Source organism: Rothia sp. HMSC069D01, assembly GCF_001810135.1.
Classification (GTDB): Bacteria; Actinomycetota; Actinomycetes; order Actinomycetales; family Micrococcaceae; genus Rothia.
The window spans coordinates 221046-235281 of record NZ_KV800108.1 but is presented as its reverse complement, the minus strand read 5'-3'; the positions used below and the strand labels follow the sequence as shown (position 1 = coordinate 235281).

Below are 14236 nucleotides of genomic sequence, written 5' to 3'. Positions count from 1 at the left end.
GGGCTATTTTTGCCTCGACAAGGCAAAATATCCCGCTCGGTGGCAAGTGCGGCGCTTAATCTGCCTACACGTGGGCTCGGCACCCAAACCCACCGCCACAACGGGTACGCGGTGTGGGTTTGAGTGCCGAGCCTCAACCGAACTGTCATATATGCGCTGCTATCTGCGCTACCGCAGCCCAGCTACTGTTCGCAGGCTCCTATTATTTGCGGGAACGCAACGAGAACTTCTCGCGAATAATCGTGAACGTCTGGCGGGTCTCCTCCAGCAGGGCGACCGGCTCCTGCTCGCGCACAGCGACCTCATGAGAGGTCGAAGGCTCACCGGGCTCCTCAGCAGGTGCGGCGTTTGGAGCATCTGCAGAAGCACCCGGTGCGGCAAACCCAGTAGCGCTAAACCCAGCGGTACCGAAACCGGCGCGGCGTGCCGCCTCCGCATCCGAAGGAACCGGGTGCACACCGTCTTCATCCACGACCTCACGCAACGTGTAGTCGCGGGCTTCACGGCGCGCATACTCACGAGCCAGCAGGGCACGCAACTCAGAAATCTCCTGGCGAAGATCGTCCACGTCAGCCTTGGTTGCGGGGTACTCCTGCTCCTCCCTGCCACCAAACTTTTCGATAATCCAGCTCGCGAGCGCACCGGTAGCAACCGCGACCAAGCCCCCGCCGTACAGCATGACGATCACGGCGATGACCCTGCCGATACCGGTGACCGGGTAAACGTCTCCGTAGCCGACCGTGGAGAGGGTCGTGAACATCCACCAGTAGGCGGTGGGCAGGTCACGAATCATCGCGCCCGGCTCGGAGGACTCCACCGAATAGATCGACAGGGCAAACATGATGATGAAGATCGCGGTGTATCCGAAGAGCTTCACCGCCAGCTCTGAGAGCCTCTTATATTGGCGGTTGGCGGTCATATAAATCATGGAGAGGAAGCTGACAATACGCCACGCGGGCAGCAGCACAATCGCCAGGTTCATCAGGTTATGCGTGATGAAGTAGAGTCGCCGCGGCGCCAAGTACAGGCGAATGCAGTAGTCGGCGGCGAATAGGCCCCACAGGATCATCTGAATGATGTTGAGGTACGCGTCGTACGGCTCCTGAATGCGTGTGCTCATGATGGGCGCGGCGAACGCGAGCAGGTACAGTACGGACGCCACGAACATGGGCGTGGAGGAGCGTTCCTCCCACGCCGCCAGGTTCTTCTCGCCGCGGTACTTGCTGAGCGTGCGGAACAGGCGGGTGCGCGGGGCGCGACGCGGCGGGTCCGTGACGGTGCGGGTGACCGTGCGGATAGTCGTGGTGTGCGTTTCAGGTTCGCCTACATCAATAATCTCGGCGTCACCATCGGGGTTACCCTGGGTGCCCGCTTTCTGGTCGCCCTTGCCGTGCGGGTGATGCGTGGTGCGGGTGATGCGACGCTCCTCGCGGTGCGTACCGTCCGGCGCGTCGGTGGTGGCGTATTCTTCGACGACCTCTTCGTAGTCGTCGGGGTCCAGGTCGGTGGAGTAGACGGAGTGGGTGCTGTCCAGGCGGGCGCTATCAATCTGCACGGCATCAACCTGTACTGCCTCCATGCCGGGGGCGGTAGCCTCTGCGGGGCTACTTGCTGCAGCACTAGTTTTGGCGGCACTGGATTCTGCCGGTGCCGACTGGGTATAACCAGCCTTCGTGGTATTCTCAGCGGCGGCTTCAGATGCGGTAGTTTCAGATGCAACAGTTTCAGGGCGCGCAGACGCACCCACCGGGCTGTTCCCCGGAATATTGCCCGAGGTATTCCCCGAGGTATTGGGTGCTGTGCCGTTCTTTACCGTGTTGTCTGTCTGGTTCTGTTCTGCCTTATCCATAGTGTGAATGATACTCCACGCCGTTGCGTTTGCGTTTCTATTTCGTTGCACTGTGACCTTGTGCTGTGACCTTTGGGCGGCGGTCTTTACACCGCGGTTTTGTGCACGATACTGTGTCGAAATCGGGCGGCGGTTCGGTTGCGGTGGAGAACCGTTCGGGTGCGAAGATGACGGTGTATTGTGCGGGTGTGGATCGTAAGGAGCGTAGTGTGCCTGCGGGTGGCCGCGTGTTTGTGGAGGATTTGGGGGTGCGTGCTTCGGCGGGTTCTCCCCTATTTTGTGGTGTGGTGACTTCTGATAGTACTGCTAGCTGGAATGTTACGGCCCTCGGCGGGCGTGCCTAAGAGCAGCTGCGGCGCTAATAAAGCCTGCACAAGGGAAAACAGGCACCTCTGGTAACGATTATCTTTTGTATTAGAGGTATATTAAGAACGGACTACCCGCCGTTATTAACCAGCCGTTATCAATCAATGGAGATACACCGATGACCGCTCAGTCGCCTGATACCACTGAGGTTGAACTTCCCAAGTTCTACGAATTCATTCCCAGCATTCTTGCTTACCTATCTGACGGCAACTCCCGCACCAATAAAGAGATTTATAGCGCTGTAGCAGAGCGCTACCCGCTTTCTGACGAGCAGCTACTACCCTACCTGCCGAACGGCAAGCGTCCCGTCTATGTGGACCGCATTAGTTGGGGCTTGACCTATCTCAAGATGTTCGGTGCGGTTGATTCCCCTCGCCGCGGTCAGCAGGTTATTTCTGACGAAGGCTTGAAGCTGATTGAGGCTCATCCTGGGGGCATCCCCGATGATGTCGTCGCGCATATCGTTCGTTCCGCCCGCAGCACGCGTGAGCGTTCCCAGTCTGATAGTTCCGAGCAGGACCCGCAGGAAACCCCGAAGACCGCTACCAAGACTGTTGCCGTCACGACTGCACCCTCTGAGGTGTCTGATAGCACCCCGCAGGAACTCATTGATGAAAGCATCACTCAGATTGAGTCCGCGCTGACGCACGATATTTTGGAACGCGTCCGCGCAATGTCTCCGACTGCTTTTGAGCATCTGGTGGTGGATGTTCTGTTGGCGATGGGCTACGGCGGCCCGGCAGGACGCGGCACCGTTACTCCGGCTTCCAATGACGGCGGCGTGGACGGAATCATTGACCAGGATGCGTTGGGTCTTTCAAAGATTTATGTCCAGGCTAAGCGTTACGCCAAGGACAATGTGGTGGGACGCCCTGCCCTTCAGAGCTTTGTGGGCGCACTGCATGGCAAGGCAACGCAGGGAGTGTTCATCACGTCGAGCTCCTATACGTCTGACGCACGCGGCTATGCGGAGGAACTTGGTGGCGGAGTTTCCCTCGTTCTGATTGATGGTGAGCACCTGGCGCGCCTCATGATTAAGTACGGTGTTGGCGTACAGGTGGCACGCACGTACACCATCATGAAGCTTGATGAGGACTTCTTCGACGAAGCCTAAACGTTACACAAGCGTGGGGTGGAAAGCATGTAGCTTTCTGCCCCACGCTTTCTTTTGGGTTAGCCGCCTTTTGGGTTAGCCGCTGGAATGTTACAACCCTCGGCAGCCGCGCCTAAGAGCAACCGCGGCGTTCAGAGTGTGGTGGGTGCGCCTCCGCAGGCCCGGGCGTATTCCCCCGGAAAGCCAGCAAATACGCGGCAAAAACGCACATCAGCACGGTGCATAACCCGCCCCCTTTATGGTGACAAGTAGTCGCCAAGCTTAGCCATAGCTAACAGGAAAAGACGGTGTTCAAGAGCACATACTAGGATAAGGACAGCATTCACACCCTTCACCAGTAAGGAAGCTCAAGATTATGACCGTTGTGTCAAACACGTCCGAAGCACTCAAGTCCCCCTACGCGGACACCCTCAATCGTCTACTTTCCGATGCACGCGCAGAAGCCGTCGAATCGAGCGTCTCCGAACTCGAACGCCTCGCTATTGCACACGACGCATCCCACTACCTGCTCGTGCCCGCCGGCCTGGTCCGCCCCGACTCCGCCGAAGACGTCGCAAACATCTTCCGCGCCGCAGGCGAACTCGGCCTGCCGCTGACCTTCCGCTCCGGCGGTACCTCCCTCTCCGGCCAGTCCAGCGGCGACGGCCTCATGGTCGACACCCGCCGCCATTTCAAGAAGATCGAGGTCCTTGAAGACGGCAAGAAGGTGCGCGTGCAGCCCGGCGCGACCATCATGATGGTCAACAACTACCTGGCACCCTACGGCTACAAGCTTGGCCCCGACCCGGCATCCTGGTCCGCCTGCACCGTCGGCGGTGTGGTCGCGAACAACTCCTCCGGCATGTCTTCGGGCACCAAGTACAACACCTACAACACCCTCGACTCCATGGTGTTCGTACTGCCCAGCGGCACCATCATTGACACCGCAGAACCGGACGCCGACCAGAAGCTACGCTCCCTCGAACCTGAACTCCACGAGGGCCTGCTGCGCCTGCGCAAGCGCGTGCTTGAAAACCCCGAATCCATGGCGAAGATTCGCCAGCAGTACTCCATGAAGAACACCATGGGTTACGGCCTGAACTCCCTGGTCGACTTTGAAACCCCCGTGGACATTCTGCAGCACCTGCTGATTGGTTCGGAAGGCACCCTCGGTTTTGTTGCTTCGGCAACCTACCGCACCCTGCCGATTCTGAAGAACATTTCCACCGGCCTGCTCGTGTTCGACAACCTGATTGATGCTGCACGCTCCGTGCCCGAACTGGTTGCTAACAAGCTGGCCACCGTCGAGCTCATGGACGCCACCAGTATTCGTGTGGCTCAGCGTACCGGTCAGGCTGCGGAGGCGCTCGCCGCCATCAACGTGAAGGACCACGCCGCCCTGCTGGTTGAGTTCCAGGGCAACTCCGAGCAGGAGCTGAGCGACCTGGCTGCCGCTGCAGCACCCATGTTTAAGAGCCTGCCGGTGGCTTCGCCGGTGTCGATGACCAGCAAGCTGTCTGAGCGTAACGCACTGTGGGCGGCACGCCGCGGCCTGTACACCACCGTTGCGGGTAACCGCCGCTCCGGCACTAACGCACTGCTTGAAGACGTGGTTGTTCCTGTTGAGGTTCTGGGTAACACCTGTAGCGACCTGACCAAGCTGTTCGACGCACACGGCTACCAGGACTCCGTGATCTTCGGTCACGCGAAGGACGGTAACATCCACTTCATGCTGAACGAGCAGTTCCGCGACCCGAAGCAGCTGGACCGCTACCGCGACTTCACCGAAGAAATGGTTCAGCTGATCCTTTCCGCTGACGGCTCGCTGAAGGCTGAGCACGGTACCGGCCGTATCATGGCGCCGTTCGTGAGCCGCCAGTTCGGTGAGGAACTCTTCGACGTGATGCGCCAGATTAAGCGCCTCATTGACCCGAAGGGCTTCATGAACCCCGGCGTTCTGCTGGTTGAGCCGGGCACCGACTACGTGACCGATCTGAAGGTCGCTGAGACCGTTGAGGAAGAAGTCGACCGTTGTGTGGAGTGCGGCTACTGTGAGCCGGTCTGCCCCTCCCGCAACCTGACTTTGACCCCCCGTAAGCGTATTGTGCTGCGCCGTGAGATTGCTGCCGCTGAGGCGAACGGCGATCACGAGCTGGCCGAGCGCCTGCGTAAGGAGTACGAGTACTACGGCATTGAGACCTGTGCTGTGGACGGCATGTGCCAGACCCGCTGCCCCGTGAACATTAACACTGGCGACCTGATTCGCCGCCTGCGTTCTGAGAACCAGGACAATCTGGCTGCTACCGGCTGGAAGGTCGCCGCGCAGCAGTGGGGCGTCATGGATAAGGTCGCCGGTAAGTCCCTGACTGTGGCTAAGAAGCTGCCGTTCCCCGTGGTGCACGGTACCACCAACATTGCCCGTAAGGTCATGGGTGATGACATGGTGCCTTCCTACAAGAAGGGCCTGCCGGTCGGCGGCCCGGCACGTAAGCCGCACAAGGACGCAACCGCTGAGATTGTGTTCTTCCCCGCCTGCGTGAACTCCATGTTCGGCGGCGTGGACGGCGACGGCAAGCATGACCCGGTCAACGCAACCCAGGCGTTCATCCGCCTGTGCGAGCGTACCGGCGTGAAGTACCGCATCCCGGACAATATTGGTGAGATGTGCTGTGCTACCCCGTGGAAGTCGAAGGGCTTCACCGACGGCTACTCGATCATGAGCGACCGTGTGCTGAAGTCCCTGTGGGAGGCTACTGACGGTGGCCGCCTGCCGGTCGTGTGTGACGCTTCGTCCTGTACTGAGGGCCTTGAGGTGATGCGTGAGAAGGTTATTAAGGCGCTTGAGCACAAGATCGTGAACGGCCTGAAGCCGGGTGAGCCGGACTTCTCGCGTCTGCGCATGTACGATGCGGTTCAGTTCGCCGCCGACAACATGCTGGATAAGCTGACCGTGTCCGCTCCCCTGCCGTCGGTTGCTCTGCACCCGACCTGCTCCATGACTCACCTGGGTACTCAGCCTGCGTTTGAGAAGATTGCGAACGCGATGAGTGACGACGTGTACGTGCCGAAGCACTGGGGTTGCTGTGGTTATGCGGGTGACCGCGGTATGCTGCACCCCGAGCTGACGGCGAGCGCTACGGAGGCTGAGGCTGCGGAGCTGAGCGAGCAGAAGCAGTTCGCCGCATACATTTCGGCGAACCGCACCTGTGAGCAGGGCATGACGGAGGCGACCGGCCACAGCTACCAGAACGTGCTGCAGCTGCTGGAACGCACCACCCGCTAACAGAGCTAAGCGCATAGCAACGGCATAAAAGAAGGGACCCGGCGGGCTATCTGATGGATAGCCTGCCGGGTTCCTTTGATGACTTGAAGTATCTCGCAGGAATCAATAACCCTGTATTATTGCTAGTCAGGAACCCTGTGAGGGTCTCATCTCGATTGTTCACTCACGACGGCAGCGAAGGAGCACCGTGTCTATCACCCCGACTACTGTTCAGCTATATACAACTCTTTGGGAGGGCGATGTTGTAGAGCGTGTTACTTACCAGCTCTACAACCGAAATATCACGATTGATAAGCTCCCCCGCACTCTGCTTGAGAAATACAAAAACGAAGAGGAACTGCATTTCTCCGGTATCTACTTCCTCACGAACTCCTCAGCAAACGACCCCCGCCTGTATATTGGCCAGGCGGCAAAACGCCTGAATGGAAATGGGCTGATAGGCCGTATTCGTGAGCATGACCGCTCTAAGGATTTCTGGGATACCGCGTACCTGATTACTTCCACCGACAATTCTTGGGAAGCGACAGAGCTCAACTACCTGGAAAGCGCGTTCTGTCGTGAGGCTCAGAAGGTTGGCAGATATCGTCTGGAGAATGGCATTATCCCCTTCGCCGGAAATATCGCAAAAGTGAAGAAAGCAATTCTGCGTTCCCTCGTCCTTGAAGTTCTACTGATGCTACGCGCGAGTGGTCACCGCATGTTTGAGCCCATCACCCCGAAGAAGGCTAAGTCGACGGGTACAGAGGTAACAGCGAATGCACCGGCTGATGATTCTTCTACTATTTCTCAGCCGGAAGAAGCTCAACTCTCTGCCGCTTTGGCTGATGCAGTATTCCGCATTAAGCGCAAGGAGTTGAAGCATCCGGCTCGCGCTCGGATTGTCAATATCTCTGGTAATCGTGTGGGCGTTGAGGTATTTGAGGGTGAGCTTCTGCCGGTGCGTGCACCGAAGAAGGCCGAGGCGCGCTATCTGAAGGATTTGGAGGCTTTGGAAGCTACCCGCGCTGAGCAGGTTGCCGCCGGTCACCTGGATGGTTTGAAGATTGTGAAACCGATTGAGTTTACAAGCCAGTCTGCTGCTTCCCGTTTTGTTCTGGGCGGCGCTTCGAGCGGTAATGCGGATTGGGTTTTGGAAACTGATCCGAACATTTCGCTGGGTGGGTTCCTGCAGAACCTTGACGGTTCTCAGAACTAATCCCCTGCTTGCTGGTATGAGAAGACCCGGCGGGTACTACATCTGTAGCACCCGCCGGGTCTTCTACTAGTTTTAGGATTACTCACCCTAGTTACTCTCACCATTAATAAGGCGAGCGTGAATCTCCCCATCAGTCTCAGTCACGATAATGACCGGACTGCCGTCCGCAACCTTGCGTGCACGGTCGAGTACGTCAGCCTCGTCTTCGCCGGGAGCAACCGGGATAACATGACACTCCCCTCCCGCCTTCTGCGCAGCGAGCGCAACAAGTGCCCTGTGTTCCGGGTTTCGGCGAGCAGACAGGTTGAAACGACCCGCAATACGAGCCCGTCCGTTCCTTCATCACTTCAACACTTGCCATACTTCGCCCCTTTCACATGCACTTCAACAGCAAAGCCTACTACTTCTTCGTGAACGAACTTTGCTTCCCGAAGAACCCGGCGGGTTATCTGATGGATAGCCTGTCGGGTCCGTTTTTGTCTGTTGCAGCATTTATTTTCGACTATTAAATAGTCCAATAATCAATACTGCTATTGAAATACCGTAGAGAATTCCAAGCACTAGGTCGCTAACATTTGACACTACATTCAAGATAATTGCCAGGATCAAGAACAGCATCCCAACAGGAACATACTTATTCGACTTCATACGCTCGTGCTCCCTCAATAATCAACAACGACACATCATTTTCGCAGCCATCCAGCTACCCATTTTCTGAATGACTACGGACGTTCGCCTTACTACCACGCTAGCACTCTGGGGCTAAAAACTAGCCCGCGACACAACTTTCTGCACCCGCCCGTCCCTCCTCCCCCTCACCTCCTCAAAGCGCAAAAACCACCCCCTCCGCAGCTTGTCGCCGCAAAGGGGATGGTTTCTATATATGAGCTAGACCAGCGAGCCTAGTACTACTCGGCAGCCTCCGTACTGGACTTCGAGTCTTCGTTCACGCAACTGCGGATATCTCATAAACTGAGAAATTGGCTTTCAATGTCAACATACGAGGTACCGGGAGGATGTGTCCAGATCTCAACGCAGCGTGATACCGGGAGTTCAATTTCTCGCCGGATATGAGGCGTTTCTTTTTCGCCATGGTTTTCGCTCCTTCACGTGGGTATATGAACTCTACCGTGATTTTGAGGATCGTGGGCGTCCGTTCGGCAATCTGTGGAAAACTAGCTCCGGAAGCAAGAAAAAAGACGACCTGTGGAAAACAGTGCAAGCTACCTTTGGACCATGATTTTATGGCTTGTAGCTACCATTCAGGCTATTCATCAGATGCGCTCTTACAGAACCTTGAGTGTCCTCGTGGCTAACTTGCCAAAAACATAAAAAGAGAACCCGGCGGGCTATCCAAAATGGATGACAAGCTGAGTCCCCTCGTTTGAACACATTATCCAACAAACTTTCATTCTTAAAAGTCCACTTAATTAATATATTTCATGATAAAATGTCTCTAAATATCATAAAATCATCACATAATATTTCACCCCATATCTCATAACAAAAGCTTTCTCAAGGAAGGAACAACTATTTTGATAACCTGGCCCAATATTGACTTCTCAACTCTGAGCCCCAAAAGACAAGAGTCACTCACAATAATTGGAATACTATTCATTGTAGGACTTTTCGGTTTTGCCGCTTACGCAATTTGCACTCGGGGTAAGAAAAAGAAACGCTACAATCTTATCGCTCTGCTTTTAGCATTTATCATTGTTGCGTCATCTTTTTTCCTGCCAATTGCACTTAATCTAAGCTTCCAAAAAGATGGAGCTGGATCCGTACTACTTCAATCGATGCTAACTATAAGTGGTGGATTAGTTGTTCTTTTTACTTATATGGAAAATCGTAGAAAGAATGACATTGATGAATCAAAAAATATTGATGAAAAAATTCAAAAATTACATGATTCTCGGTATGAAAGAAACATAAAATCAATTGAACTTATATTTTCCGAAAAGACACCAACTGCACTTTCGGCAGTCTATAGCCTATGTAAGATTGCAGATGATTGGGTTGATGATTATATTAATATGGGTAAAAAAAATAATTCCAGTAGCAAACAAGAAGCCCAGTCAATAATAAATGTGCTATGCACTTACATCAGAGAGTATGGGAAAGCATCAGATAGTAACAGTTACAAAAAAGAAGTTTGTGAAACGATTATGGAAGAAATATGCAATCGACTTAATCAATCAGATAATGGTTATTCTGATTGGAGCGATTTTATGTTTAACTTTGAAGGTGCGATTTTCACACATCCAGTTATATTTAAAAATGTTGCCGAAATAAATAATATAAATCTTAATGGTTGCACATTTATAAATAATTTAGAAATTTACTTTTCTGTAGAATATAATAATCAGGCTTCTTCAAGAGAAGTTCTTATCAATCATTGCACATTTAAAGGTTCTGTCATCTTAGCCCCCGGTAAATTTACGCGGGGAGGAAGTATCCGGGCAGCTGTGTCTAATATTACACTCGAGGATTCACATTTTGCCAAGGATTCGAAACTAGAAATAAAACACCTTTGTCCTCCAGATTATGACCCAGAGGGCGACGACTCCAAAAACAAGGGGGTTGAACTACCCATATATGTTTACGGAAACCTACCCGCCAATACGTCATTTAGATACATACCTCAAGCCAACATTATTGTCGGCCAAAAATATGATTCCAGAGATCCCGGTATGTCAGGGGCAATCCAACATACAATAATCCAAGGAAATATACATATTGATCAATGCGATAACGTAATTTTCGAAATACCAGATAAACACATAATTAACGGCGTAGTGAATATAAATGATCCTGATATATCCCAATACAGACAACCTATTTCCGAAAATTTGAAAAATATAAAAATTAACGATTGCATTCTAAAGAACGATGTTTTAATTGCCGGTTCAGAAATTGATATAATAAATTTCCTTGAATCAACTTTCCACTCTTCCCTAAAAATAATGTCTAGGGGAAGAATTGGGAAATTAATCGCCCCCGATTCACAGTTCCTCCTCAATGGGTCAACCAATACCCGTGAGGTTCCGCATGGTGTAATGATTAATTCAAAATCAAATGTATCCGTCAGCGCAAATTATATTGATCTACTTGAGTTGAGTGGGACCCATTTTTATTCATATGTCGATTTTCAGATTAATAAAATTAAACTCCTGTATTCAAAAGATACAATTTTTCATGCTGGGGTTAATACTTCTACCAATCTCAAGGTTGAAAAATTTAAATCCACTGGCTGTAGAAAATATGACTACAGCAAGAAAAAATACATACTTTTTAAATGGCCTAGCATAAATTCGCCCAACCCGAATTCAAACCAGAAAAATTGCATCCGCAATCGCAATCACATCAACCATCTCTGGAATGTTTTCAAAATAAATTATTGCGTATTATAAATATGGGATTTAAGTATAATATTTTAATCCCCGATTAGCTCCCACCAAAAAAAATTCCCCGGCGGACTAGCCTATATAATATGGTCTGCTGGGGAATTTTCATTCTTACACAGTACAATATTTGCACCTACCCCATCAATAATATAAGTATATATTGCCCCTAGTAGTCGTTATACTATGTTTCATGCCAGCAATTTCCCCGCTAGGAAGAATACTAGAAATAGTATAGCGTTCCCACCAACTCTCTGTACGGTAATTACTACGAGTACATAATTATGCCCTAATTGCAGCAGACTGGTGGGATATAACAACCCACAATGCGAATTTATTCTTTTATTATGTCAGCACCTGCTACCCAATAAACTGTATTCAAATTCTGCAGGATAATAAGAAAACCGCCCCCCCTGTAGCTTATAGCTACACTAGAGAAGCGGTTTCCTTTAGTGAACTTTAAAATTGTTCCGAATTGATTTCAGAGGTAAGTAAAACAACCGTGATGAAATTTTGATTTTTCATTCTCAAACCAATACACTGTTAGCTTTGTCTGCAGGAGTTTTAATTTCTCCTTCGGGAAGGGCTTCTTCGAAAATAATTCCCCCAGAAAGTTCAAAATTTTTACCGTCAACGATGGCACCCGTAAAGTCAGCGCCCTTAGTAAAGGTGGTACCCGTAAAGTTAACACCCTTAGTAAAGTTGGAACCCGTAAAGTCAGCGCCCTTAGCAAAGGTGGCACCCGTAAAGTCAGCGCCCTTAGCAAAGGTGGCACCCGTAAAGTCAGCATCCTTAGCAAAGGTTACATTATTGAAAACAGCAACTTCAGCAAAAATATGATTCTTAAAGTGTGCTACCTCAGTAAAGGTGACACCCTCAAAGTTAGAACTATCTGCAGCCTCGGTGCTGGGCTTCGGGTCTTCGTTCACGCGGTTGCGGATATGCTCCACAATACGTGCCACAGCCTCATCCACAGGCACACCGTTCTCCTGCTTGTTGCCGCGGAAACGGAACGAAACAGCGCCGTGCTCCGCATCCTCACCGCCAGCAATCAGAATGAACGGAACCTTCTCAGTAGACGCAGTACGGATCTTCTTCGTGAAGCGATCCGAACCGTAATCCACCTCAACACGCACGCCGTGCGCACGCAGCTTATCCGCGATCTCGGTCATGTAGTCGTTGAACGCCTCAGCCACCGGCACACCAATCACCTGAACCGGTGCCAACCACGCCGGGAACGCACCCGCATAGTGCTCAGTCAGCACACCCAAGAAGCGCTCAATCGAGCCGAACTTCGCCGAGTGAATCATGACCGGCTCCTGCACGGTACCGTCCGCAGCCTGGTACTCCAGACCGAAACGGCTCGGCTGGTTAAAGTCATACTGAACGGTCGACATCTGCCAGGTACGGCCAATCGCGTCCTTCGCCTGAACCGAAATCTTCGGGCCGTAGAACGCAGCACCACCCGGATCCGGGACGAGCTCCAGACCGGTCTCCTTCGCAACCTGCTCCAGAACCGCGGTAGCCTCCTCCCACTGCTCATCAGTACCGATGAACTTATCCTTCTTATCGCCCTCAGTGTCGCGGGTGGACAGCTCAAGGTAGAAGTCAGTCATGCCGAAGTCCTCAAGCAGGCTCAGCATGAACTTCAGCAGGTGACGCACCTCGTCCGGTGCCTGCTCCTTCGTCACATACGAGTGCGAGTCATCCTGAGTAATCATGCGCACGCGGGTCAGGCCCTGCAGCACGCCGGACTTCTCGTCACGGTACACGGTGCCGAACTCGAAGAAACGCAGCGGCAGCTCACGGTACGAACGGCCACGAGAACGGTAAATCTCGTTGTGCATCGGGCAGTTCATAGCCTTCAGACGGTAATGACCGTTATCCAGCTCCATGGGCGGGAACATACCGTCCGCATAGTACGGAAGGTGACCGGACGTGTAGAACAGGTCTTCCTTCGAAATGTGCGGGGTGCTGACATACTGGAAGCCTTCCTGAATGTGGCGGGTGCGCACGTAGTCTTCCATCTCGCGCTTAATCACGCCACCCTTGGGGTGGATTACCGGCAGGCCGGGACCAATGGTCTTCGGGAAGGAGAACAGGTCCAGCTCACGGCCCAGGCGGCGGTGGTCACGGCGCTCCGCCTCAGCGATGCGCTCCTTGTACGCCACCAGCTCGTCCTTAGTCGGCCAAGCGGTACCGTAAATACGCTGCAGCATGGGGTTCTTCTCAGAACCGCGCCAGTACGCGCCACCGGCACGCATCAGGGCGTAACCGTTAGCAATCAGCTTGGTGTTCGGCAGGTGCGGGCCGCGGCAGAGGTCCTTCCAGACGGTCTCGCCGGTCTTCGGGTGCACGTTGTCGTAAATGGTGATTTCACCCTCGCCGACCTCCACGGATGCGCCCTCGGCAGCATCCGCACCAGAACCGGGGCCCTGGGTCAGGGAGAGCAGCTCCAGCTTGTACGGCTCGTTCGCCATCTCGGCGACAGCCTCGTCGTGGGTGACCACGCGGCGGCGGAACAGCTGACCGGACTTGATGATCTTAATCATCGACTTCTCGATCTTCTTCAGATCTTCCGGGGTGAAGGGCTCGGCAACATCAAAGTCAAAGTAGAAGCCGTCAGTAATGTACGGGCCAATGCCCAGCTTGGCGTCCTTGCGGTACTCCTGCACCGCCTGCGCCATCACGTGCGCGGCAGAGTGGCGCAGCACGTTCAGACCGTCCGGTTCGTGAATGAAAACCGGCTCAACGGAGTCGCCAGCAGACAGCTCGTGGGAGAGATCAACAAGCACGCCGTTCACGCGTGCCACAACAATCTTCGGGTCGTCAGCGAACAGCTCAGCGGCAGTCTTCGCGGTGACCTCGCGCTCCTCACCAGAAACGCTAATAACAATTGCTGAAGAATCAGCGGCAGACATAAGTCTCCTTAACTCAGGCGCAAGCGTGCCACTCGGGGCGCCGCCGGTGCGCATACTATTCCGCACTGTACTGGTGCACGGACACACACCATCTTACAACGGCTCCCAGCCAACGCTCAGCTTGAGGG

At 53.3% G+C, this 14236-nt stretch carries 6 protein-coding genes and 2 pseudogenes; 5 read left to right on the top strand and 3 right to left on the bottom strand.

Features of this window, described 5'->3' with window-relative positions; genetic code table 11:
• Positions 1-202: 202 nt before the first annotated feature.
• Positions 203-1849: a potassium channel family protein gene (locus tag HMPREF2710_RS05385; protein WP_070599935.1), complete on the bottom strand. Its 1647-nt coding sequence runs from the start codon at positions 1847-1849 to the stop codon at positions 203-205.
• 113 nt (positions 1850-1962) lie between these two features.
• Here HMPREF2710_RS05385 and HMPREF2710_RS09380 point away from each other — a divergent pair, with 113 nt between their 5' ends.
• From HMPREF2710_RS09380 to HMPREF2710_RS09375, 5 genes are all read left to right on the top strand, one after another.
• Positions 1963-2193 carry a hypothetical protein gene (locus HMPREF2710_RS09380; RefSeq protein WP_141744435.1) on the top strand — a complete coding sequence of 77 codons (231 nt, stop codon included), beginning with the start codon at positions 1963-1965 and terminating at the stop codon, positions 2191-2193.
• Between the two features lie 140 nt (positions 2194-2333).
• The gene (locus HMPREF2710_RS05380; protein WP_005505835.1) at positions 2334-3329 is read left to right on the top strand and encodes a restriction endonuclease; all 996 of its coding nucleotides are present in this window, start codon (positions 2334-2336) and stop codon (positions 3327-3329) included.
• Between the two features lie 355 nt (positions 3330-3684).
• A complete protein-coding gene (locus tag HMPREF2710_RS05375; RefSeq protein WP_070599934.1) occupies positions 3685-6591 on the top strand; it encodes an FAD-binding and (Fe-S)-binding domain-containing protein in 2907 nt (968 codons plus the stop codon).
• A gap of 187 nt (positions 6592-6778) precedes the next feature.
• Positions 6779-7786 carry a GIY-YIG nuclease family protein gene (locus HMPREF2710_RS05370; protein WP_070599932.1) on the top strand — a complete coding sequence of 336 codons (1008 nt, stop codon included), beginning with the start codon at positions 6779-6781 and terminating at the stop codon, positions 7784-7786.
• 1535 nt (positions 7787-9321) lie between these two features.
• On the top strand, positions 9322-11196 hold the full coding sequence (locus HMPREF2710_RS09375) for a hypothetical protein (protein ID WP_141746612.1): 1875 nt from the start codon (positions 9322-9324) through the stop codon (positions 11194-11196).
• Between the two features lie 518 nt (positions 11197-11714).
• Here the strand turns inward: HMPREF2710_RS09375 and HMPREF2710_RS09550 are convergent.
• Together HMPREF2710_RS09550 and thrS are read right to left on the bottom strand one after the other, a co-directional pair.
• Positions 11715-12056, bottom strand: a pseudogene (locus HMPREF2710_RS09550) (pentapeptide repeat-containing protein); the annotation flags it as partial.
• Between the two features lie 21 nt (positions 12057-12077).
• Positions 12078-14108 (bottom strand): annotated as a pseudogene (gene thrS / locus HMPREF2710_RS05365) (threonine--tRNA ligase); the annotation flags it as partial.
• Between the last annotated feature and the right edge of the window lie 128 nt (positions 14109-14236).